The sequence below is a fragment of the Streptomyces mangrovisoli genome, assembly GCF_000974985.2.
GTDB classification, from domain to species: Bacteria; Actinomycetota; Actinomycetes; order Streptomycetales; family Streptomycetaceae; genus Streptomyces; species Streptomyces mangrovisoli.
Window position 1 is genome coordinate 88,051 of the sequence record NZ_LAVA02000033.1, and the last position, 22,354, is coordinate 110,404.

The following is a 22,354-nucleotide window of genomic DNA, read 5'->3' on the forward strand; positions in this document are numbered from 1 at the left end:
CCCGAGGTGAGATCCTGGATCGCGTATGTCTACGCATCCCGCCCCCGCCCTCGGCGCCCTCGCCTCCCGTCTGACCGAGCTGTCGCTGCGCGACGCGCACCGGCTCGGGCGGCGGCTGGAAGGCGCGCGCAAGATCCGTAAGCCGGAGGCCCGCGCCGCCGTCCTCGCCGAGATCGAGGGCGAGGCGGCCAGGGCCGAGGCCCGCATGGCCGAGCGCCGCGCGCGTGTCCCCGCGGTCAGCTACCCCGAGCAGCTCCCGGTCAGCCAGAAGAAGAACGAGATCGCCGAGGCCATACGCGACCACCAGGTCGTGATCGTCGCCGGTGAGACGGGCTCCGGCAAGACCACGCAGATCCCCAAGATCTGCGTCGAGCTCGGCCGGGGCGTGCGGGGCATGATCGGGCACACCCAGCCCCGCCGTATCGCCGCCCGCACGGTCGCCGAGCGGGTCGCCGAGGAGCTGGACACCCCGCTCGGCGAGGCCGTGGGCTGGAAGGTCCGGTTCACCGACCAGGTCGACCAGGACGCCACCTTCATCAAGCTGATGACCGACGGCATCCTGCTCGCCGAGATCCAGACCGACCGCGAGCTGCGCGCCTACGACACGATCATCATCGACGAGGCGCACGAGCGGTCGCTGAACATCGACTTCCTGCTGGGCTACCTCGCCCAGCTGCTGCCGAGACGGCCCGACCTCAAGGTCGTCATCACCTCCGCGACCATCGACCCGGAACGCTTCTCGCGGCACTTCGGCGACGCCCCGATCGTCGAGGTGAGCGGCCGGACCTACCCGGTCGAGGTGCGCTACCGGCCGCTCCTCGAGGAGGACTCCGAGGACGCCGACCGCGACCAGATCACCGCCATCACCGACGCCGTCGAGGAGCTGATGGCGGAGGGCCCCGGCGACGTGCTGGTCTTCCTCTCCGGCGAGCGGGAGATCCGCGACACCGCGGACGCGCTCGAGAAGAAGAAGAACGCGCCGCGCGGCGCGGGCGTCGAGTGGCAGCGCACCGAGGTGCTGCCGCTGTACGCGCGCCTCTCGCACGCCGAGCAGCACCGCGTGTTCCAGTCGCACACCGGGCGCAGGATCGTTCTGGCGACGAACGTGGCCGAGACCTCGCTGACCGTGCCGGGCATCAAGTACGTCATCGACCCCGGGTTCGCCCGGATCAGCCGCTACAGCCACCGCACCAAGGTGCAGCGGCTGCCGATCGAGCCGGTCTCGCAGGCCAGCGCCAACCAGCGCAAGGGCCGCTGCGGCCGTACGTCCGACGGCATCTGCATCCGGCTGTACTCCGAGGACGACTTCCTCACCCGCCCGGAGTTCACCGACGCGGAGATCCTGCGCACCAACCTGGCCTCCGTCATCCTCCAGATGACCGCCGCCGGGCTCGGCGAGATCGAGAAGTTCCCCTTCATCGACCCGCCGGACCACCGCAACATCCGCGACGGCGTGCAGCTGCTCCAGGAGCTGGGCGCGCTCGACCCGGCGCAGAAGGACCCGCGCAAGCAGCTCACCCAGACCGGCCGCAAGCTGGCGCAGCTGCCCGTCGACCCGCGGCTCGCGCGGATGGTCCTGGAGGCCGACCGCAACGACTGCGTGCGCGAGGTCATGGTGATCGCCGCCGCGCTGTCCATCCAGGACCCGCGCGAGCGGCCCGCCGACAAGCAGACCCAGGCGGACCAGCAGCACGCCCGGTTCCGCGACGAGACGAGCGACTTCCTCGCCTATCTGAACCTGTGGCGGTACGTGCGCGAGCAGCAGCGCGAGCGCGGCTCGTCGTCGTTCCGCCGGATGTGCAAGCAGGAGTACCTGAACTTCCTGCGCATCCGCGAATGGCAGGACATCTACACGCAGTTGCGCACGGTCGCCAAACAGATGGGCATCCATCTCGACGAGCGCGACGCCGACGCCGACCGCATCCATGTCTCGCTGCTGGCGGGCCTGTTGTCGCACGTCGGCATGAAGGACGTGAAGGAGTCCAAGGAGCCGCCCGCGGGCCAGCGCAGGGACGGCGGCCGGAACGAGTACCTCGGCGCCCGCAGCGCGAAGTTCGCCATCTTCCCGGGCTCCGCGCTGTTCAAGAAGCCGCCGCGGTTCGTGATGTCGGCGGAGCTGGTGGAGACCTCCCGGCTGTGGGCGCGGGTCAACGCCCGGATCGAGCCGGAGTGGGTCGAGCCGCTCGCCGGGCACCTGGTGAAGCGGACGTACAGCGAGCCGCACTGGGAGAAGGACATGGCGGCCGTGATGGCGTACGAGAAGGTCACGCTGTACGGCGTGCCGATCGTCGCCCAGCGGAAGGTGAACTACGGCCGGATCGACCCGGAGGCCGCCCGCGAGCTGTTCGTGCGCAACGCGCTGGTGGAGGGCGACTGGCGCACCCACCACAAGTTCTTCGCCGACAACCGTCGCCTGCTCGGCGAGGTGGCGGAGCTGGAGCACCGGGCCCGGCGCCGGGACATCGTGGTCGACGACGACACGCTCTACGACTTCTACGACCAGCGGGTGCCCGAGCACGTGGTGTCCGGGGCGCACTTCGACTCGTGGTGGAAGCACAAGCGGCAGGAGCAGCCCGACTTCCTGGACTTCGAGCGGGAGATGCTGATCCGGGAGTCGGCGGAGGCGGTCACCAAGGCCGACTATCCGGACTCCTGGCGCCAGGGACCGCTGAAGTTCCGGGTGACCTACCAGTTCGAGCCGGGCGCGGACGCGGACGGTGTGACGGTCCACATCCCGCTCCAGGTCCTCAACCAGGTCACGGACGACGGCTTCGACTGGCAGATCCCCGGGCTGCGCGAGGAGGTCGTCACGGAGCTGATCCGCTCCCTGCCGAAGCCGATCCGCCGCAACTACGTGCCGGCGCCCAACTTCGCCCAGCGCTTCCTTGCGCAGGCGGTGCCGCCCGCGATCGCGGCACCCGCCGCCGACGGCGGGGCGCCGCAGGAGCCGCTGACGGCCGCGATGGCCCGCGACCTCAAGCGCATGGTCGGAGTCCCCTTCGGGGCCGAGGACTTCGACTGGTCGAAGGTCCCCGACCACTTGAAGATCACTTTCCGGATCGTCGACGAGCGGCGCCGCAAGGTGGCCGAGGACAAGGACCTGGAGGCGCTGAAGCTGCGGCTGCGGCCGAAGGCGCGCCAGGCGCTGTCGCAGGCGGCCGCGGCCACCGCGGAGCGCCAGGGCGGCGCGTCGGTGGAGCGCGGCGGGCTGACGGACTGGACGATCGGCACCCTGTCGCGGCTCTTCGAGACCCGGCGGGCCGGGCAGCCGGTGAAGGCGTACCCGGCGCTGGTGGACGACGGCGACACGGTCTCCGTACGGCTCTTCGACACCGAGGCGGAGCAGGCCGAGGCCATGTGGCGGGGCACCCGGCGGCTGATCCTGCGCAACATCCCGGTCAACCCGGCGAAGTTCGCCTCGGACAAGCTGACGAACGCCCAGAAGCTGGCGCTGTCGGCCAATCCGCACGGCTCGGTGCAGGCGCTGTTCGACGACTGCGCGACGGCGGCGGCGGACAAGCTGATCGGCGACTTCGGCGGCCCGGCGTGGGACGAGGAGTCGTACCGGAAGCTGTACGACAAGGTGCGCGCCGAGATCGTCGACACGACCGTCCGCGCGGTCGGCCAGGTGCAGCAGGTGCTGGCCGCCTGGCAGGCCTGCGAGCGGCGCCTGAAGGCCGTACGCAGCCCCGCGCTGCTGGCGAACCTGGCGGACGTACGGGCTCAGCTGGACGCCCTCGTACGGCCCGGGTTCGTGACGGAGGCGGGGATACGCCGGCTGCCCGATCTGATGCGCTATCTGATCGCCGCGGACCGGCGGGTGCAGCAGATGGCGGCGAACGCGCAGCGGGACACCACGCGGATGGACAAGGTCAAGGAGATGCAGGACGAGTACGCCTGGCTCCTGGAGCAGCTTCCGCCGGGCCACCCGGTGCCGTCGTCCGTCCGGGACATCCGCTGGATGATCGAGGAGCTGCGGGTGAGCTACTTCGCGCACGCCCTGGGCACGGCCTATCCCGTCTCGGACAAGCGGATCGTGAAGGCGATCGACGCCCAGGTGCCGTGACGGGCCCCGCACGTTAAGTGAGTTCGACCAGGCGGCATCCCTCCTGTAGAGTCTCTTCTCGCAGCGCAACGCACCAATCGCACTGCGAAACCTGGTCCTGTGGAGCAGTTTGGAGTGCTCGCCACCCTGTCAAGGTGGAGGCCGCGGGTTCAAATCCCGTCAGGACCGCAGAGAGCGAAAGCCCGTCCCTCATCGAGGGGCGGGCTTTCGCCTTTCCCGCCTGCCGTCCGCCGCCTCCCGTCCGCCGGCGGCCGCGCCCGCGGCGAAGCCGCCGACGACACAGCAAAAAAACCGGCCCATCCGGTCCGTCCACGTCAGGCGTGAACAGGTGGAAACACAAAGCGTCTTGACGCCGTCACATTCCGCCAGTACCCAGTTACCAGGGCCCCGTTCCCCGGAGGTGGCACATGGCGGCAACGGTCAGGCACGAGACGCGGGCACTGCTGCGCGCGCATCTGTCGGCCGCGTCGTCGTACCGCCACCGGACCCGGCACTGTCCGATCTGCCGTCAGCTGCTGCGGCTGGAGATGGATTCGGGGCCACAGCCGGCCGCCGGGGCCGACGAGGAGGGCGGACGGGACGAGGAACCGGCGGGCGCGTGACCGTTGTCGGCGTCAACGACCTTGTGTCCAGGGCGAGGTGGAACAGGCGGTTCCAATAGCGCACCGGAACGGGCGGCAACAAGGCGCGCGGTGTGTGACGGGTGTCACCGCATGAGTTTTTGAAACCACGGTATTTACCCACGTCCTACAACAGGTCAATTTAATATGTGCAATTGCACCCCCTCCGAGGTACTCCTCAGAGCTCGTTCAGAGGTTGACCAGAGGGTCGGGAGGGGCTCGGCACAGGGGTTCCGACAGGCCTCCCCAGACTCCGACAAGGACGCCCACAGAGCTACCCGCCGGTCACTCACGGTCGCACGGACCGGCACAAAAAAAGATCGCGCTGGACCCGGCGGAGTCCAGCGCGATCGACGACGCACCCTGTCGCTTGCCTAGAGAGTTCTAGATGCCTTGGGCGTGGGGCCTGTTGGGGCAGGACCCGCGTCGCTTGTAGCTGTGGGTCTCGGGCTTCCCGGCCGGTTGGGGGACCAGCCATTTCGCCCGATATGTGGCTGTCAGGCCTCGCTGCGCTGCTGCGGAATGCCCGCCAGCAGGGCGCGGACCTCAGCCTCGCGGTAGCGACGGTGTCCACCGAGCGTGCGGATGGACGTGAGCTTGCCGGCCTTCGCCCACCGCGTGACCGTCTTCGGGTCGACGCGGAACATCGTGGCGACCTCAGCCGGGGTCAGCAGCGGCTCGGCATCAGGGGTGCGAGCGGTCATGAGCGGCCTCCTCGGGAGAACCGAACCTTCTCGGTTCTTTCCTCTAAATTCTGCACCTTGACCCGCGTTGCCCGAAATGGCGGACGCGGGTCGAGTCGGTTATAGGACGAACGGCTTGTCCTCGGCACTACAACTACACCATCTGTCCAGCCGCGTCGGCCAAACCGATGGAATTGCCCTCCCAGGTGTCCAACGGCGACGGAAGCCGATGGACCATGCCATAGCGGACAGTCACACCGCTGTGACGATCAGTCACAGCGGCGTTCAGGAGTCACCAGACCCCCCAAAGCGTGCAATGCGGAGAATCCGACCACTGTGGAGCACAACGGGACGGAGGGAGTCCTCCCCGGACTCCTTGTCCTATTTTGGCATGAGGGTGGGCAAGCGGCGCAAGGGTCGTGTACGTGCTGTCCATCACCCTTGACACAAAAGGCCGGATAGGGGACAACATCACGTCAGTTTCCCGAAGTGACCTAGACCGTACGCGGATACGGGCGTGACAGCCGTGACGTGCGTCACTTCAGGGGCGATTGGTTCTCAGTCAGCTCACAGCGTCACGGACGGAATCGGGCCACGACCGGGCCGCCGGGCCGGCCGGGACGCGCGCGGTGCGCCGGTCCTTCCGTGTCCCGCGGGCTCAGTTGGCCGAGCGCAGGTCGCGGACCGAGCGCCAGCGCTCCACGAGCCGGCCGTACGCCTCGCCCGCCGTCGCGCCGTCCCCGTGCCGCAGCGCCTCGATGCCCTCGGCCACGTCCGCCGCCGAATGGTCGTCCTCCAGGGCGCCGGCCGGGAGGATGTGCACCAGCCCGCCGTAGTCCAGCTCCACCAGCGAGCGCGGATGGAACTCCTCCAGCCAGCGGCCGACGTCCACCAGCCCGTCGATCAGCGGCCCCTCGTCGACGGCGTCCTTCAGCGCCCGCAGCCCCCGCGCCACCCGGCGCCGCGCCTGCACCATCGGGGTGCGGTAGCGCAGCATCGGCGGCACCTCGTGGGTGCCCTTCTCGTAGCGCCGCTCCTCGTCGGAGACCAGCACGAACCAGTTCAGCGGCACCTGCCAGGTCGCCGTGCGGATCCAGGGCCGGGCGTCGGGGTTGCGCGCCAGCCAGCGCTCGTAGTCCTGCGCGACCTGACGCCGTACGACCGGGGGCAGCACCGCGTCCAGGACCGGCGCCGGCAACTCCTCGGTGAGCTCGTCCAGGGCCTGCCAGCCGCGCAGCCGCGTGCGCCAGGGGCAGACGCAGATCACGCCGTCCACCTCCAGCACGAAGGCGTCGCTGCTCTCGTGCACCGGCACCGCGATGGGCGGCGTGGGCAGCAGTCCGGCCAGCGAGCGGTGCAGCTCGTCCTGGTAGGAGGGGCGGTCGGGGCGGCGGGCGTAGCGGGCCCAGTGGGTGCGCTCCGGCTCGGGAAAGGCGCCCAGCGGTTCGTAGACGCGCAGATACGTCGCGTACGGGACGCTCACCGAGGACACCTTGGGCACGCCTGCTCCTTCCCCATCGGACCGGGCGCGCAACCCTGGCGAGGCGGCACCGAAGACGAGCGGGAAAACACTGCAAATCGTGCCATGGTCATGCGTGCGCGCACGCCGCGGGAGGGTGATCCTGAACACTGCACGGATGACGGATCGGGCCAGGCTCTACGCTCGTGCCACAGCATCCGCCAGCCTGCCCCACTGCCAAAAGCGCGGGGGCACCCTCAGGGAGCTGTGTCTCCGATCGCCGCTACTTAACCGGGAGTCACCACCGTGACCGACGTAACCGACGGCGTCCTGCACACCCTGTTCCACTCGGACCAGGGCGGCCACGAGCAGGTCGTGCTCTGCCAGGACCGCGCCAGCGGTCTCAAAGCCGTCATCGCCATCCACTCCACCGCGCTGGGCCCCGCCCTGGGCGGCACCCGCTTCTACCCGTACGCGACCGAGGAGGAGGCCGTCGCCGACGCCCTCAACCTCGCGCGCGGGATGTCGTACAAGAACGCCATGGCCGGGCTGGACCACGGCGGCGGCAAGGCCGTGATCATCGGCGATCCGGAGCGCGACAAGACCGAGGACCTGCTGCTCGCCTACGGGCGCATGGTCGCCTCGCTCGGCGGGCGGTACGTGACGGCGTGCGACGTCGGCACCTACGTGGCCGACATGGACGTGGTCGCGCGCGAGTGCCGCTGGACCACCGGGCGCTCCCCGGAGAACGGCGGCGCGGGCGACTCCTCCGTGCTCACCGCCTTCGGTGTCTACCAGGGGATGCGGGCCTCGGCCCAGCACCTGTGGGGCGACCCGTCGCTGCGCGGCCGCAGGATCGGCATCGCGGGCGTCGGCAAGGTCGGCCACCACCTGGTCGAGCACCTGCTGGCGGAGAACGCCGAGGTCGTCATCACGGACGTGCGCGAGGACGCCGTACGGCGGATCACCGAGCGGCACCCCGAGGTGACCGCGGTCGAGGGCACCGACGCGCTGATCCGGGTGGAGGGGCTCGACATCTACGCGCCCTGCGCGCTCGGCGGGGCGCTCGACGACGAGACGGTGCCGGCGCTGACCGCCCGGATCGTGTGCGGCGCGGCCAACAACCAGCTCGCCCACCCGGGTGTGGAGAAGGACCTCGCCGACCGCGGGATCCTCTACGCGCCGGACTACGTGGTCAACGCCGGCGGCGTCATCCAGGTCGCCGACGAGCTGCACGGCTTCGACTTCGAGCGGTGCCGGGCCAAGGCCGCGAAGATCTTCGACACCACGCTGGCGATCTTCGCGCGCGCAAAGGAGGACGGCATTCCGCCGGCCGTCGCGGCCGACCGGATCGCCGAGCAGCGGATGCACGAGGCGGCCGCCGCAGGGCGCGGACGCTGACCTTCCGTTTGATCCGGCCGGTACCCGTCGGCGGGCACTTCGAGAGAACTCTCACGTCCGTCGGCGGGTCGGCCGCCGAGAAGTGGTTAAAATCGCGGTTGACCAGCAGGGACGGGGCGCCCCGCAGGTCACGGACAGAGGCACGTCCTGCGGGCGACGTACCGTATGGGCGCAGCCTCAGGTACCGTGGAAGCCCTACGGACCGGGTATCTCCGAGGAGAGCCCGTTCCGGATCATGAACGCGTGTCAAGACTCTGGGGCCGTCGAGCCCCGTCACCGAGGGGGTCGAGCCATGGGGCGCGGCCGGGCCAAGGCCAAGCAGACGAAGGTCGCCCGCCAGCTGAAGTACAACAGCGGCGGGACTGACCTGTCGCGTCTGGCCAACGAGCTGGGCGCTTCGACTTCGAACCAGCCGCCTAACGGCGAGCCGTTCGAGGACGACGACGAGGAAGACGACCCGTACGCCCAGTACGCGGATCTCTACAACGACGACGAGGACGACGAGGACGACGAGTCCGGTCCCGCGTCGCATCGTCGCGGCGCTTGAACTAGCGCGTTTCGCAGTTGCAGCGACTGCACCTCACCCGGTCCGGGGCCTTGAGCGCCGGACCGGGTTTCGTGCTGGCGTCGTGGCGGGTTCCGATCCGGCCGGGTGCTCGCGCGCCCGGCCGCCCGGCACCTCTCAGGCGTAGTCGCCGACGAGCTCCGCGCCCGTGGTCTTCTCGCCCCGGTCCGTGATCTCGCCCGCGACCCAGGACTCCACACCGCGGTCGGCCAGGGTGGTGAGCGCCGCGTCGGTGAACTCCTCGGGCACGATCGCGATCATGCCGACGCCCATGTTCAGCGTCTTCTCCAGCTCCAGGCGCTCGACCCGACCGGTCCGGCCGACCAGTTCGAAGACCGGCGCCGGGGTCCAGGTGGAGCGGTCGACCACGGCGTGCAGCCCGTCCGGGATCACCCGGGCCAGGTTGGCCGCCAGGCCGCCCCCGGTGATGTGGCTGAACGCGTGCACATCGGTGGTGCGGGTGAGGGCCAGGCAGTCCAGCGAGTAGATCTTGGTGGGCTCCAGCAGCTCCTCGCCGAGGGTGCGGCCGAACTCCTCGATCCGCGCGTCCAGCGACAGGCCGCCCTGCTCGAACAGGACGTGCCGGACCAGGGAGTACCCGTTCGAGTGAAGACCGGAGGCCGCCATCGCGATCACGGTGTCACCCTTACGGATACGATCCGCGCCCAGCAGCCGGTCGGCCTCCACGACGCCCGTACCGGCGCCGGCGACGTCGAAGTCGTCCTCGCCCAGCAGCCCGGGGTGTTCGGCCGTCTCGCCGCCCACCAGGGCGCAGCCGGCCAGCACACAGCCCTCGGCGATGCCCTTGACGATGGCGGCGACCCGCTCGGGGTGCACCTTGCCGACGCAGATGTAGTCGGTCATGAACAGCGGCTCGGCGCCGCAGACCACGATGTCGTCCATGACCATCGCGACCAGGTCGTGGCCGATGGTGTCGTACACGCCGACCCGGCGGGCGATGTCGACCTTGGTGCCCACGCCGTCTGTGGCGGAGGCGAGCAGCGGGCGCTCGTAGCGCTTGAGCGCCGAGGCGTCGAAGAGGCCGGCGAAGCCGCCGATGCCGCCGAGGACCTCGGGGCGGCGCGTCTTCTTCACCCACTCCTTCATCAGCTCGACGGCGCGGTCTCCCGCTTCGATGTCGACGCCCGCGGCTGCGTAGCTGGCACCAGTTGTCTCAGACATGACGGTGAGAACTTTCGTGTCGTACGGCAGGTGTCACGGGCGACGGATCGCGTCGACCGCGGCCGGCGCGGCCGTGCCGGCCGCCAGCTCGGTCTCCAGGAGCTGCTTGCCGAGCAGCTCGGGGTCCGGGAGCTCCATCGGGTACTCGCCGTCGAAGCAGGCGCGGCACAGGTTCGGCTTGGCGATCGTGGTCGCCTCGATCATGCCGTCGATGGAGATGTAGGAGAGGGAGTCGGCGCCGAGCGAGGTGCCGATCTCCTCGATCGTCATGCCGTTGGCGATGAGCTCCGCGCGGGTGGCGAAGTCGATGCCGAAGAAGCAGGGCCACTTCACCGGCGGGGAGGAGATCCGGATGTGGACCTCGGCGGCCCCGGCCTCGCGCAGCATCCGCACGAGCGCCCGCTGGGTGTTGCCGCGCACGATCGAGTCGTCGACGACGACCAGGCGCTTGCCCTTGATGACTTCCTTGAGCGGATTCAGCTTCAGACGGATGCCGAGCTGGCGGATGGTCTGCGAGGGCTGGATGAAGGTCCGGCCCACATAGGCGTTCTTCACCAGGCCGTTGCCGAACGGGATGCCGGACGCCTCCGCGTAGCCGATGGCCGCGGGGGTTCCGGACTCCGGCGTCGCTATGACCAGATCGGCCTCGACCGGGGCCTCCTTGGCGAGGCGGCGGCCCATCTCGACCCGGGAGAGGTAGACGTTCCGCCCGGCGATGTCGGTGTCGGGGCGGGCCAGGTAGACGTACTCGAAGACGCATCCCTTGGGCTTCGCATCCGCGAAGCGGGAGGTGCGCAGACCGTTCTCGTCGATCGCGACGAACTCGCCGGGCTCGATCTCGCGGACGAAGCTCGCGCCGCAGATGTCGAGGGCGGCGGACTCGGAGGCGACGACCCAGCCGCGCTCGAGGCGGCCGAGGACCAGCGGGCGGATGCCCTGCGGGTCGCGGGCGGCGTAGAGGGTGTGCTCGTCCATGAAGACGAGCGAGAAGGCACCGCGCACCTTGGGGAGGACCGCGTGCGCGCCCTCCTCGATGGTCAGCGGCTTGCCGTCCTCGTCGACCTGGGCCGCGAGCAGCGCGGTCAGCAGGTCGGTGTCGTTGGTGGCCGCGACCCGGGTGGAGCGCCCGTTGGTGTCCTTCGGCAGCGCGGCGACCATCTCGGCGAGCTGCGCCGTGTTCACCAGGTTGCCGTTGTGGCCGAGGGCGATGGAACCGTGCGCGGTGGCGCGGAACGTCGGCTGGGCGTTCTCCCACACGGAAGCGCCGGTGGTCGAGTAGCGGGCGTGTCCGACCGCGATATGACCTTGGAGCGAACCGAGGGAGGTCTCGTCGAAGACCTGGGAGACGAGTCCCATGTCCTTGAAGACGAGGATCTGGGAGCCGTTGCTGACCGCGATTCCCGCGGATTCCTGACCCCGATGCTGGAGGGCGTAGAGCCCGAAGTAAGTGAGCTTGGCGACCTCTTCGCCGGGAGCCCAGACACCGAAGACGCCGCAAGCGTCCTGGGGGCCTTTCTCACCGGGGAGCAGATCATGACTGAGTCGACCGTCACCACGTGGCACGGCACCGAGTGTAGGCGAGGTCGACCACTGGTCCGAATTGGGGATACCCGGCATCGCGGCGTCACTCGCCGTGAACCCCGCGCTGACCTGCACCGACGCCGTACGGGACAGGGCAGGGTGGCCCGGTTTCGACCGACTTGGGTGAGACGTCGCACACGTTGGGACCTCTCCGGGGCGCCGATGATCGTACGCCGTCACCGCCCGTGCCCGCACGGTGAACCACCGCGGTCCTACGACATCAGCGGCAGCAGACCCGACAGGTCGGCGCGTTCGCCGCTCGCGCTGACCTTGGCCTCGGCGAGTGCGTCCTTCCAGGTCAGCCGCCCGGTGGCGAGCCGCAGCCAGGTCAGCGGGTCGGTCTCGACGACGTTCGGCGGGGTGCCGCGGGTGTGCCGCGGGCCCTCGACGCACTGCACGACGGCGTACGGCGGCACCCGCACCTCGGTGGAGCCGCCGGGCGCCCGCACGGCGAGGGCGTCGGCGAGCAGCCGGGTGCAGGCGGCGAGCGCCTGGCGGTCGAGGGGCACGTCGAGGCCGGGCACGGCGTCGTTCAGGTCGTCGGTGTGCACGACCAGTTCGACGGCTCGGGTGACCAGGTAGTCGCCGAGCGGCATCGCGCCGGTGCCGGTGGCGAGCAGCCGGCCGGGCGGTTCGCGGTCGAGCACGTCGGCGCAGCGCGCCTCGGCGTCGGCGAGCCAGGCGCCGAGGTCGGGGTGGTCCGCGGCGAGCCGGCGGCTCGTGTCGTCGATGCCGGCGGCGCCCGCGGCGGTGGCGAAGGGCCAGTCGAGGAGGGTGGCCTCCGCGCGGGCGGGGGCGGGCAGCGCGGCGAACCGGGCGACGGCGCCGAGCGCCATGCCGGTGTGCGCCACCAGGTCCCGCACGCTCCAGGCGCCGAGCCGGGTGGGCAGCGCGAGCTGCCGGGGCGTCAGGGTGCGGACGGCCGCCCGCAGGTGCCCGGACTGGGCGAGCACCGCGGCGCGGGTCCTGGCGTGGTCGTAGGCGCGGGCGCGCTTCTTCGCGGGGGGCATGGCGGTGAGCCTAGGGCGTGTCCGCAAGGTCTCGTCGTTCGCCCGAAGGCGAAGCCCTGCGGACGCGCCCCAGGGCCTGTCGTCGCCTCCCCGCCGTCGCCCGTCCGTCCGTCGCGGGGCGGGCGGCCGGGACGCCGGCGGTCGGAGGGTCAGGCCCTGGTCGCGTAGCCCGTCAGCCCGTTCTCGATCAGGCCGAAGGCGCGCCGGGCCCGCTCGGCGGCGTCCGCGGCGACGGTGTCCGGCGACTCGCCGGCCTCGATGCGGGCGTGGTGCTCCTCGATCAGGGCGTTGCGGGCGGCGCTGAGGGTGGCGGCGACGACCGTGGCGAGCATGGGGTCGCCGGTCTCCTCGGCGAGCAGCGCGGCGAGGGCGCGGGTGCCCTTCTGCGCGGCCAGGAACGCGCGTTCCATGAGGACCGGGGTCTCGGTGACGATCCGGCGCACCTGCCGGCCGAAGGGCTCGGGATTCAGTCCGACGGAGGGGTCCCGGGCTTCGACCATGGTGAGGAACTGGCGGCGTACGGCGTCCACCGCGGACTCGCCCGGCGCCCGCTCGCGGACGGCCTGCGCGGCGTCGGAGAAGTGCTCCTCCATCGGCCGGAAGACCAGGTCCTCCTTGGAGCCGAAGTAGTTGAAGACGGTCATCTTCGACACCTCGGCGGCGTCGGCGATCTCCTGCACGGAGACGGCGTCGAAGCCCCGCTCGGCGAAGAGCGCCACGGCTTCCTTGTAGATCCGCCGCGCGGTCTGGATCTTCTTGCGTTCGCGCAGCCCCATCGCCTCAGCCATGACATCAATATACCAGGATGAATCTTGATCCGGGATGAATCTTGTTCGTGGATGAATCTTGTTTGTGAATGAAAGATGTGCCGAGCCCGAGAATAGACCGATGCGAAACATTGACCGGGTACACAACACTCGGGCATGGTGGTGCCATGACCGAGACCCAGCGCAAAGTCGGCTTCCTCATCTGCCTCGTGACGATCGTCCTTGCCCTGCTCGACCTCCAGATCGTGTCCGCCGCCACCGTCCCGATCGTCCGCGACCTCGACCCCGCGCACGGCATCGACCGGATCCCCTGGCTGGTCAGCGCCTACGCCCTGGCCTCCGCCGCGATGCTGCCGCTGTACGGCAAGCTCTGCGACGTCCTCGGCCCCCAGCGTGTCTTCACCGCGGCCATCGCGGTCTTCCTGGCCGGGTCCGCGCTGTGCGGGGCGGCACCGTCGCTGGACTGGCTGATCGCGGCCCGCGCGGTCCAAGGACTCGGCGGCGGCGGCCTGATGAGCGTCACCATGGTGGTGATCGCCCACCTGAAGGGCCCCGACGACACGGACACCGGTAAGGGCGGCAACGCGGGCGGGCTGGTGGCCGGCGGCGCGATGGCGATCGGCCCGTGGATCGGCGGCCTCCTCGCCGACCACGCCGACTGGCGCTGGATCTTCTACGTCAACCTGCCCGTCGGCCTCGCCGTCCTCGCCGCCTCCGCGCTCTTCCTGCGGCTCCCGGTCCGGCCCGTGCGCCGCCCCGTCGACTACCCGGGCGCCGCGCTCGCCGCCGCCTTCTCCAGCGCGCTGCTGCTCGTCACCGAGTGGGGCGGCAAGCGCTACGCCTGGACCTCCCCCACCCTGCTCGCGCTCGCCCTCGCCGCGGCCGCCGCGCTCGCGCTGTTCCTGTGGCGCCAGCGGCGGGCCCCCGAACCGGTGCTGCCGCTCTCCCTGTTCCGCATCCGCGAGCTGCGCCTCGGCTTCGCCGTACAGGGCCTGCTCGGCGCCTCGATGATGTGCGCGATCTACTACGTGCTGGTCTATCTCCAGGTCGCCCGCGGCATCGCCAGCTCCTCCGCCGGCCTGTATCTGGTGCCCCTGGCGATCGGCCTGTCCCTGACCGGACTGCTCACCGGGCCGCTCACGGCGCGCGGCTGGTCCGCCCGCACCTTCACCGTCACCGGCACCCTCGTCGCCGCCGTCGCCTTCGCCCTGCTCGCCGCCACCACCGGGGCCGCCACCTCGCTCTGGCTGATCCGCGGCGAACTGCTGCTCGTGGGCGCCGGGTTCGGGCTCCAGATCGGGCAGCTGATCGTGCTGGTGCAGCGGTCCGCGCCGCGCCCGCAGCTCGGCGTGGCCACGACCTCCGTGCGCTTCTTCCAGACCCTCGGCAACGCGCTGGGCACGGCCGTCTTCGGCACCGTGCTGACCCGGCTGGCCGGGAGCGACCTCGCCGACGGCGGGCCGCACTTCGTGTCCGCGCTGCGGGTGGTGTTCTGGTGCGGGGCGGGCGTGATGGCGGCGGCGGCCCTGCTGGCCCTGCGGCTGCCCCGCACCGCCCCCGCGGACGACACCGCGCCCCCGCCGCGCGCGCCCGAGCCGGTCGCGGTGTGAGAGCCCGAACGGCGAAGGCCCCGCCCGGTGCTCCGGGCGGGGCCTTCGTCGTGTGCCGGGGGCGACTACGCCAGCAGCGCCGGGATCGTCGCCTCGTGGGCCTCGCGCAGCTCGGCCAGGGAGAGCGCGAACTCGCCCTGCACGTCCACCGAGTCGCCGTCGACGACACCGATACGGGTGACCGGAAGGCCCCGCGCACCGCACATGTCGTTGAAGCGGACCTCCTCGGAACGCGGCACCGCGACGACCGCGCGGCCCGCCGACTCCGAGAAGAGAAGGGTGAACGCGTCGAGCCCGTCCGGAACGACCAGCCGCGCGCCCTTGCCGCCGAGCAGCGCCGACTCCACGACCGCCTGGATCAGACCGCCGTCGGACAGGTCGTGCGCGGAGTCGATCATGCCGTCGCGGGAGGCGGAGATCAGGATCTCGCCGAGCAGCCGCTCGCGCTCCAGGTCGACCTTGGGCGGCAGACCGCCGAGGTGGTCGTGGACGACCTGGGACCAGGCCGAACCGCCGAACTCCTCGCGGGTGTCACCGAGCAGGTAGAGGAGCTGGCCCTCTTCCTGGAAGGCGACCGGGGTGCGGCGGGCGACGTCGTCGATGACGCCCAGCACGGCCACGACCGGGGTCGGGTGGATGGCCGCCTCACCGGTCTGGTTGTACAGCGAGACGTTGCCGCCGGTCACCGGGGTGCCGAGCTGGAGGCAACCGTCCGCGAGGCCGCGGATGGCCTCCGCGAACTGCCACATGACGGCTGGGTCCTCGGGCGAGCCGAAGTTCAGGCAGTCGGAGACGGCGAGCGGCTTGGCACCGGTCGTCGCGACATTGCGGTAGGCCTCGGCGAGGGCCAGCTGCGCACCCGTGTACGGGTCGAGCTTCGCGTAACGGCCGTTGCCGTCGGTCGCGATGGCGACGCCGAGCCCGGTCTCCTCGTCGATGCGGATCATGCCGGAGTCCTCGGGCTGGGCGAGGACGGTGTTGCCCTGCACGAAGTGGTCGTACTGCGAGGTGATCCACTTCTTCGACGCCTGGTTGGGCGACGCGACCAGCTTCAGGACCTGGGCCTTCAGCTCCTCGGCCGTGGCCGGGCGGGGCAGCTTGTTCGCGTCGTCCGCCTGGAGCGCGTCCTGCCACTCGGGGCGCGCGTACGGCCGCTCGTAGACCGGGCCGTCGTGCGCGACCGTGCGCGGGTCGACGTCGACGATCTTGCCGCCGTGCCAGAAGATCTCCAGCCGGTCGCCGTCGGTCACCTCACCGATGACGGTGGCGATGACGTCCCACTTCTCGCAGATCTCCAGGAAGCGGTCGACCTTCGCCGGCTCGACGACCGCGCACATGCGTTCCTGCGACTCGCTCATGAGGATCTCCTCGGGCGAGAGCGTGGAGTCGCGCAGCGGTACGTCGTCCAGGGTGACGCGCATGCCGCCGGAGCCGTTGGAGGCGAGCTCGGAGGTGGCACAGGACAGACCGGCCGCGCCGAGGTCCTGGATGCCGACGACCAGCTTCTCCTTGAAGGCCTCCAGGGTGCACTCGATGAGGAGCTTCTCCTGGAAGGGGTCGCCGACCTGGACGGCCGGGCGCTTCGAGGGCTTCGCGTCGTCGAAGGTCTCCGAGGCCAGGATGGAGGCGCCGCCGATGCCGTCGCCGCCCGTGCGGGCCCCGTACAGGATGACCTTGTTGCCCGCGCCGGACGCCTTCGCGAGGTGGATGTCCTCGTGCCGCATGACGCCGATGGCACCGGCGTTGACCAGCGGGTTGCCCTGGTAGCAGGCGTCGAAGACGACCTCGCCGCCGATGTTGGGCAGGCCCAGGCAGTTCCCGTAGCCGCCGATGCCGGCGACGACGCCGGGCAGCACGCGCTTGGTGTCGGGGTGGTCGGCCGCGCCGAAGCGCAGCGGGTCGACGACCGCGACCGGGCGGGCGCCCATCGCGATGATGTCGCGCACGATGCCGCCGACGCCCGTCGCCGCGCCCTGGTAGGGCTCGACGTACGAGGGGTGGTTGTGCGACTCGACCTTGAAGGTGACCGCGTAGCCCTGGCCGACGTCGACGACGCCGGCGTTCTCGCCGATGCCGACGAGCAGCGCGTCGGACTGCGGGGCCTTCTCGCCGAACTGGCGCAGGTGCACCTTGGAGGACTTGTAGGAGCAGTGCTCGGACCACATGACCGAGTACATGGCGAGCTCGGCGCCGGTCGGGCGGCGGCCGAGGATCTCCACGACCCGCTCGTACTCGTCCTTCTTCAGGCCGAGTTCGGCCCAGGGCAGCTCGACGTCGGGGGTCTCGGCCGCGTGCTCGACCGTGTCCAGAGGCGTCCGGCTCATGCGTTGACCAGCTTCTTGAGGATCGAGGTGAAGAACGGCAGACCGTCGGTGCGGCCGGTGCCGATGAGCGGCTCGACGGCGTGCTCCGGGTGCGGCATCAGGCCGACGACGTTCCCGGCCTCGTTGGTGATGCCGGCGATGTCGCGCAGCGACCCGTTCGGGTTGACGTCCAGGTAGCGGAACGCGACCCGGCCCTCCGCCTCCAGCTTGTCCAGCGTGTACGCGTCGGCGACGTACCGGCCGTCCATGTTCTTCAGCGGAATGTGGATCTCCTGGCCGGCCTCGTAGTCGGCGGTCCAGGCGGTGTCCGCGTTCTCCACCCGCAGCTTCTGCTCGCGGCAGACGAAGTGCAGGTGGTCGTTGCCGAGCATGCCGCCCGGCAGCAGGTGGGCCTCCGTGAGGATCTGGAAGCCGTTGCAGATGCCGAGGACCGGCAGACCGGCCTTCGCCTGCTCGATGACGGTCTCCATCACGGGCGAGAAGCGGGAGATGGCACCGGCCCGCAGATAGTCGCCGTAGGAGAAACCGCCGGGCAGCACCACGGCGTCGACCTGATGCAGGTCCTTGTCCTTGTGCCACAGGGCCACCGGCTCGGCGCCCGCGAGACGGATCGCGCGCTGGGTGTCGCGGTCGTCGAGGCTGCCGGGAAAAGTGACGACGCCAATACGAGCGGTCACTTGGCGGCCTCCGCGGCGGCTTCCTCCACCTTGACGGTGAAGTCCTCGATCACGGTGTTGGCGAGGAAGGATTCCGCGAGATCGTGGATGCGGGCGAGCGCGGCCTCGTCGACCGGCCCGTCAACCTCCAGTTCGAAACGCTTTCCCTGACGTACGTCCGAGATCCCCTCGAAACCCAGACGCGGCAGCGCACGCTGGACCGCCTGGCCCTGGGGGTCGAGGATCTCCGGCTTGAGCATGACGTCGACTACGACGCGTGCCACTGGCACTCCCGGTGGTGTGGTGCTGAGCAGGTGTCTTCAGACTACCCGCACAAAATTTCTACGCGAGTAGAGTTGTAGGAAAGTACGTGACCGGCATCACGATCCTGCATCGGAAGGCGGCGTACACGAAAAGATCTGGGAAAGTTCCCGCAGCCACCCGACATACCTGCGGACATACCGCGCGCACATACCTATTGCCTGGGGACACGCGGAGGGATTTAGGAGGGCTTCCCTTTCCAATGCCGGGCACTGTACAAATGAATTGGCAATAGCCGATACTTTGCCCAATAACAGGCGGACAGCCGACATCTCCGCGACGGTTCAGGCACGTCATCCGTCATACCGCCGGTGCCGAGGTGTCGCACGAAGGGACCGATATTCGTGGCGCAGAAGGTCGTGGTCACGCTCTTTGACGACATCGACGGCTCGGAAGCGGCGGAAACGATCGCCTTCGGACTCGACGGCAAGTCGTACGAGATCGACCTGAATGAAGCCAACGCCGAGAAACTCCGTGAGGCGCTCGCGCCGTACGTGGAGGCAGGCCGGAAGCGGTCGAAGTCGGGCAAGACGTACCGGCAGACCGAGGTCGCCCCCGACCCGGCGGCCGTCCGGGCCTGGGCGCAGGCCAACAAGATGGACGTGCCGGCCCGCGGGCGCATCCCGAAGAAGGTCTACGAGGCGTTCACCGAGGCCCAGTAGCGCCACGCGGCGGCCTCACCCGGCGCGGGGCCGGCCTCCGGCACCGACCGGGGCCCGCCGACCGCGCGCCGCGTCCTCAGGGCTCGTCAGGGGGCCCTGAGGACGCGGGACTTGGGCGGCCGGGCAGGCGGTGGCCGCGGACGGCCGGCGGATGTCGGCGGACCGCGGAGGGGGTCGGGGAACGGGCCGGGGAACGGGCCGCGGAAGGTTCCGTCCCGGAGCCCGGACGGAACCGACTTGCGCAACCCCCCCGCTGATCAGCTAATGTCTGGGACACGCCGAGGGGCGAGGCCGAAAGGTCCGGCCCACGGAGTACATGCGGGTGTAGTTCAGTAGCAGAACATCCCCCTTCCAGGGGGAAGGCGCAGTGTGCGATTCCTGTCACCCGCTCTGCAGCACGGTCTCGAGCATCCTTCTGGATCAGGTAGGCTGGTGCTCGCGCCGATCGGTGAAAGCCGGTCGGAGGCAATGCGGACGTAGCTCAGTTGGTAGAGCGCAACCTTGCCAAGGTTGAGGTCGCGAGTTCGAGCCTCGTCGTCCGCTCCAGAAAGAACCCCCGGTCTCCTGGACCGGGGGTTTTTCGTTGAGACCGGGGTTTTTTCGCTGAGTTGGCGCGCTTGCCGCGGGTGTGTCCCGGTAGCCACCGGGGTTGGGTATAGTTGCTCTCGCGCCACGGCGCAGTGCGGACGTAGCTCAGTTGGTAGAGCGCAACCTTGCCAAGGTTGAGGTCGCGAGTTCGAGCCTCGTCGTCCGCTCCACACCGAAGGCCCCGGTCGATCCGACCGGGGCCTTCGTCGTATCCGTGCCGGGGCTTTCGGCGCACCCGTGACGGGCTTTCGCCGTACCCGTGACGGCCGGGCCGCGGCCTCGCCGCGGCCCTCACGACCCCCTAGTGCCAGGCGCCGCCCGTCAGGCGCTCGTACGCCTCCACGTACTTCGCCCGGGTCGCCTCCACCACGTGCTCGGGCAGCGGCGGCGGAGGCTGCTCGCTCCGGCGGTCCCAGCCCGACTCCGGGCCGGTCAGCCAGTCCCGCACGAACTGCTTGTCGTACGACGGCTGCGCGCGCCCCGGCTGCCACTGGTCGGCCGGCCAGAAGCGGGACGAGTCCGGGGTGAGCACCTCGTCCGCGAGGACCAGCGTGTCGCCCTCGAAGCCGAACTCGAACTTCGTGTCCGCGAGGACGATGCCACGGCCGTGGGCGATGTTGCGGGCGCGGGAATAGACCGCCAGCGTCGCCTGGCGCAGATGCGCCGCGGTCTCCGCGCCGACCTGCCGGGCGACCTCCTCGTAGGAGACGTTCTCGTCGTGCTCGCCGACCTCCGCCTTGGTGGCCGGGGTGAAGATCGGGCCGGGCAGCTCCGAGCCGTCCACGAGCCCCTCGGGCAGGGCGAGTCCGCAGACCGTACGGGACTCCTGGTACTCGGCGAGACCCGAGCCGGTGAGATAGCCGCGAGCCACGCACTCCACCGGGACCATCCGCAGCGACTTGCAGATCAGCGTGCGGCCGGCCCAGTCGGCGGGGGCGCCCTCGGGCAGCTCGGTGCTCAGGACGTGATTCGGCACCAGATCGGCCAGCCGGTCGAACCACCAGAGGGACAGCTGCGTGAGAATCCGGCCCTTGTCCGGGATCTCGGTCGGCAGTACCCAGTCATAAGCGGACATACGGTCGCTGGCGACCATCACGAGGTCGCCCGCCTCGTTCTGGTACAGCTCGCGCACCTTGCCGGTGTGCAGATGCACCAGGCCCGGAACCTGGATCGGCTCGGGCTTTTCGACGAATCCGGACACGGTTCCTCCCCGTGGTTCTGTCCAAGTGACTCGATTCTCCCGTATGCGGAATTGGTCAGGGACAGCGGTCTCGGGAAGGCGCGCTCAATCGCGTTTGCAGATGCGGTCCAGGAGGTTCGCGGTCGCGCGCTGGATCCGCGGGTCGACGTGCTCCGGGCGGTCCAGGGCGGGGGACCAGGCGAACGTTCCGGATGCGAAGACGAGCGCTCCGGACGGTGCGCGGTACAACGACGTCTCCTGATGACGCGGCACGCCGTCGCCGTCGGTGTACGGGGAGTGGGCGAGCAACACCCGCGCCTCGTGCTCGGGCAGCGGGGTGCGCGGGAAGTACCGGTCGGCCTCGCCCGCGACCAGGCCCTCGATGCCGTCGCCCTCCTCGGCGCCGGTCGCGTCCCACAGCCAGTGGTCGGCGTTGCGCACGATGAGCGGGTGCGGCTCGGGGACCCGGCCCGCGTACTGGATGCCGACGAGCTGCTGCTCGGCGCGGTCGATCTCGCGCCAGAGCACCGGCTTTCCCGGGCCCTTGCGTTTGCGGCAGGTCAGCAGGCGGTCCGCGGCGCCGGACGGGGAGGGGCCCAGCTCCACCTGCCAGTACATGGTGTTGGCGGACAGGAAGACCAGCGAGGTGCCGTGCTCGCGGGCGAGTTCGACCGTGCGGCGCATTCCGGTCGACCAGTACTCGTCGTGTCCGGGGAAGACGAGGCCGCGGTAGCGGGTGGGGTCGACCCGGCCCGCGTGCAGGTCGCGGGCGTCGGCGTAGGCGAGGTCGTAGCCGTAGCGCTCTGCCCAGCGGATGAAGTCGTAGGCGTGCCCGACGTGCAGCGGCAGGCCCGCGCCCGCGTAGGGGCGGTCGAAGGAGACGGTGGTCGCCGCGTCGGCCTCGCCGAGCAGCCGGCCCCGCTCGTCCCACGCGTGGTAGAGGCTGGCGCCGGTCCGGCCGTCCTCCGGATACAGGTTGTACGCCTGCCAGGTGATGTCCGGCAGCAGGAGCAGCAGGTCGGCCGGGTGGTCGTCGCGGACGGTGAACGGCACGTGGGAGCGGTAGCCGTCGGCGGTGGTGAGCACGGCGACATACGCGCCGAGGCTCCAGTACGACGGGACCTGCAACCGCCAGGACAGCCACCAGTGGTGGCAGGAGACGGTGCGGTCGGCGGCCAGCGGCGGGGGCTGCACGATGCCGGAGAGCCGGGGGCTGGTGGTGATCTTGGCGGCGCCGTCGCCGCCGTAGTGCCCGATGCGGTAGATGTCGACCGCGAACTCCTGCGGGGGGTCGACGGTGACGCGGAAGTCCAGCGCCTCGCCGGGCGCCACGGCCCCGGTCGAGGTGAAGCCCTTGATCTGGCGGCGGACGTCGTCGGCGGAGCGGGGGCCGACGGTGGCGGTGCGCGGGGCGGGGACGCGGCGGGTGTCGCCGCCCGCCGGGGCCGGGTCGACGTACCAGGGCACCACGTGCCCGGTGTCGTCGAAGTACGTCTCGCTGCCGCGCAGCCAGGGCACCGGGCCCTGGCCGAAGGGGTCCGTCACCGCGTGCGCGAGCGCTCCCGACTCCCAGCGGCGGATCTGCTCCGACCCCATGGCGTCCCCTCCCTCGTTCCCCTGTGCGCTTGTCTGCGGGTGCGTAGGCGCTGCGCTGTGCGGGTGGCGCTGCGCTGTGCTTG

General features: G+C 70.5%; 17 protein-coding genes and 4 tRNA genes. 10 read left to right on the forward strand and 11 right to left on the reverse strand.

The features are described 5' to 3' along the window. Positions 1-25: 25 nt before the first annotated feature. From hrpA to WN71_RS15275, 3 genes are all read left to right on the forward strand, one after another. A complete protein-coding gene (gene hrpA, locus WN71_RS15265) occupies positions 26-4,066 on the forward strand; it encodes an ATP-dependent RNA helicase HrpA (protein WP_046581849.1) in 4,041 nt (1,346 codons plus the stop codon). A gap of 93 nt (positions 4,067-4,159) precedes the next feature. Further along, positions 4,160-4,234, forward strand: a tRNA-Asp gene (locus tag WN71_RS15270). Positions 4,235-4,473: 239 nt separating this feature from the next. Next, positions 4,474-4,668, forward strand: coding sequence for a DUF6274 family protein (locus WN71_RS15275; protein ID WP_046581851.1), 195 nt, complete (start codon positions 4,474-4,476; stop codon positions 4,666-4,668). Between the two features lie 515 nt (positions 4,669-5,183). Here WN71_RS15275 and bldC read toward each other — a convergent pair. Both bldC and WN71_RS15285 read right to left on the reverse strand, forming a co-directional pair. After that, a complete protein-coding gene (bldC, locus tag WN71_RS15280) occupies positions 5,184-5,390 on the reverse strand; it encodes a developmental transcriptional regulator BldC (protein ID WP_003949541.1) in 207 nt (68 codons plus the stop codon). Positions 5,391-6,027: 637 nt separating this feature from the next. After that, the gene (locus WN71_RS15285; protein WP_046581855.1) at positions 6,028-6,870 is read right to left on the reverse strand and encodes a DUF8083 family protein; all 843 of its coding nucleotides are present in this window, start codon (positions 6,868-6,870) and stop codon (positions 6,028-6,030) included. 264 nt (positions 6,871-7,134) lie between these two features. Between WN71_RS15285 and WN71_RS15290 the strand changes: the two genes are divergently transcribed. Together WN71_RS15290 and WN71_RS15295 are read left to right on the forward strand one after the other, a co-directional pair. Then, a complete protein-coding gene (locus WN71_RS15290) occupies positions 7,135-8,229 on the forward strand; it encodes a Leu/Phe/Val dehydrogenase (RefSeq protein ID WP_046581857.1) in 1,095 nt (364 codons plus the stop codon). Between the two features lie 292 nt (positions 8,230-8,521). Further along, a complete protein-coding gene (locus WN71_RS15295) occupies positions 8,522-8,776 on the forward strand; it encodes a DUF3073 domain-containing protein (RefSeq protein ID WP_046581858.1) in 255 nt (84 codons plus the stop codon). A gap of 135 nt (positions 8,777-8,911) precedes the next feature. Here WN71_RS15295 and purM read toward each other — a convergent pair whose 3' ends face one another. The 4 genes from purM to WN71_RS15315 all read right to left on the reverse strand — a co-directional run bounded on the left by purM (position 8,912) and on the right by WN71_RS15315 (position 13,355). Further along, positions 8,912-9,976 carry a phosphoribosylformylglycinamidine cyclo-ligase gene (gene purM, locus WN71_RS15300; RefSeq protein ID WP_046581860.1) on the reverse strand — a complete coding sequence of 355 codons (1,065 nt, stop codon included), beginning with the start codon at positions 9,974-9,976 and terminating at the stop codon, positions 8,912-8,914. A 33-nt stretch (positions 9,977-10,009) separates the two neighbouring features. Next, positions 10,010-11,539, reverse strand: coding sequence for an amidophosphoribosyltransferase (gene purF / locus WN71_RS15305; RefSeq protein ID WP_046581864.1), 1,530 nt, complete (start codon positions 11,537-11,539; stop codon positions 10,010-10,012). 230 nt (positions 11,540-11,769) lie between these two features. Further along, positions 11,770-12,567: a maleylpyruvate isomerase family mycothiol-dependent enzyme gene (locus WN71_RS15310; RefSeq protein ID WP_046581866.1), complete on the reverse strand. Its 798-nt coding sequence runs from the start codon at positions 12,565-12,567 to the stop codon at positions 11,770-11,772. A 149-nt stretch (positions 12,568-12,716) separates the two neighbouring features. Beyond that, the gene (locus WN71_RS15315) at positions 12,717-13,355 is read right to left on the reverse strand and encodes a TetR/AcrR family transcriptional regulator (protein WP_046581867.1); all 639 of its coding nucleotides are present in this window, start codon (positions 13,353-13,355) and stop codon (positions 12,717-12,719) included. Between the two features lie 146 nt (positions 13,356-13,501). Here WN71_RS15315 and WN71_RS15320 point away from each other — a divergent pair, with 146 nt between their 5' ends. Continuing rightward, positions 13,502-14,944 (forward strand): MFS transporter, encoded by a 1,443-nt coding sequence (locus WN71_RS15320; RefSeq protein WP_046581869.1) that lies wholly within the window; start codon positions 13,502-13,504, stop codon positions 14,942-14,944. Between the two features lie 65 nt (positions 14,945-15,009). Here WN71_RS15320 and purL read toward each other — a convergent pair whose 3' ends face one another. From purL to purS, 3 genes are read right to left on the reverse strand one after another with little or no spacing between them, the layout of a single operon-like run. Further along, a complete protein-coding gene (purL, locus tag WN71_RS15325) occupies positions 15,010-17,268 on the reverse strand; it encodes a phosphoribosylformylglycinamidine synthase subunit PurL (RefSeq protein ID WP_046581872.1) in 2,259 nt (752 codons plus the stop codon). After that, complete coding sequence (gene purQ, locus WN71_RS15330; protein ID WP_046581874.1) at positions 17,265-17,945, reverse strand: phosphoribosylformylglycinamidine synthase subunit PurQ; 681 nt, start codon at positions 17,943-17,945, stop codon at positions 17,265-17,267. The genes purL and purQ overlap by 4 nt, the downstream gene beginning before the upstream one ends. Then, positions 17,942-18,208 carry a phosphoribosylformylglycinamidine synthase subunit PurS gene (purS, locus tag WN71_RS15335; protein ID WP_046581876.1) on the reverse strand — a complete coding sequence of 89 codons (267 nt, stop codon included), beginning with the start codon at positions 18,206-18,208 and terminating at the stop codon, positions 17,942-17,944. Before purS ends, purQ begins: the two co-directional genes overlap by 4 nt. Before the next feature lie 381 nt (positions 18,209-18,589). Between purS and WN71_RS15340 the strand changes: the two genes are divergently transcribed. The 4 genes from WN71_RS15340 to WN71_RS15355 all read left to right on the forward strand — a co-directional run bounded on the left by WN71_RS15340 (position 18,590) and on the right by WN71_RS15355 (position 19,665). Beyond that, positions 18,590-18,907 (forward strand): histone-like nucleoid-structuring protein Lsr2, encoded by a 318-nt coding sequence (locus tag WN71_RS15340; protein WP_046581878.1) that lies wholly within the window; start codon positions 18,590-18,592, stop codon positions 18,905-18,907. Between the two features lie 318 nt (positions 18,908-19,225). Next, positions 19,226-19,297: transfer RNA gene (locus tag WN71_RS15345), tRNA-Gly, on the forward strand. Positions 19,298-19,377: 80 nt separating this feature from the next. After that, positions 19,378-19,453, forward strand: a tRNA-Gly gene (locus WN71_RS15350). Positions 19,454-19,589: 136 nt separating this feature from the next. Then, a tRNA-Gly gene (locus WN71_RS15355) sits at positions 19,590-19,665 on the forward strand. 131 nt (positions 19,666-19,796) lie between these two features. Here WN71_RS15355 and WN71_RS15360 read toward each other — a convergent pair. Beyond that, positions 19,797-20,696 carry a phosphoribosylaminoimidazolesuccinocarboxamide synthase gene (locus WN71_RS15360; protein WP_046581880.1) on the reverse strand — a complete coding sequence of 300 codons (900 nt, stop codon included), beginning with the start codon at positions 20,694-20,696 and terminating at the stop codon, positions 19,797-19,799. 84 nt (positions 20,697-20,780) lie between these two features. Next, complete coding sequence (locus tag WN71_RS15365; RefSeq protein ID WP_046581882.1) at positions 20,781-22,271, reverse strand: N,N-dimethylformamidase beta subunit family domain-containing protein; 1,491 nt, start codon at positions 22,269-22,271, stop codon at positions 20,781-20,783. Positions 22,272-22,354 lie beyond the last annotated feature (83 nt).

Bases quoted from the DNA above. Each gene is read 5' to 3' on its own strand.
- hrpA (WP_046581849.1), top strand. From the start codon at position 26: ATGTCTACGCATCCCGCCCCCGCCCTCGGCGCCCTCGCCTCCCGTCTG.
- WN71_RS15275 (WP_046581851.1), top strand. From the start codon at position 4,474: ATGGCGGCAACGGTCAGGCACGAGACGCGGGCACTGCTGCGCGCGCAT.
- bldC (WP_003949541.1), bottom strand. From the start codon at position 5,390: ATGACCGCTCGCACCCCTGATGCCGAGCCGCTGCTGACCCCGGCTGAG.
- WN71_RS15295 (WP_046581858.1), top strand. From the start codon at position 8,522: ATGGGGCGCGGCCGGGCCAAGGCCAAGCAGACGAAGGTCGCCCGCCAG.
- purM (WP_046581860.1), bottom strand. From the start codon at position 9,976: ATGTCTGAGACAACTGGTGCCAGCTACGCAGCCGCGGGCGTCGACATC.
- WN71_RS15310 (WP_046581866.1), bottom strand. From the start codon at position 12,567: ATGCCCCCCGCGAAGAAGCGCGCCCGCGCCTACGACCACGCCAGGACC.
- WN71_RS15315 (WP_046581867.1), bottom strand. From the start codon at position 13,355: ATGGCTGAGGCGATGGGGCTGCGCGAACGCAAGAAGATCCAGACCGCG.
- WN71_RS15320 (WP_046581869.1), top strand. From the start codon at position 13,502: ATGACCGAGACCCAGCGCAAAGTCGGCTTCCTCATCTGCCTCGTGACG.
- purL (WP_046581872.1), bottom strand. From the start codon at position 17,268: ATGAGCCGGACGCCTCTGGACACGGTCGAGCACGCGGCCGAGACCCCC.
- WN71_RS15365 (WP_046581882.1), bottom strand. From the start codon at position 22,271: ATGGGGTCGGAGCAGATCCGCCGCTGGGAGTCGGGAGCGCTCGCGCAC.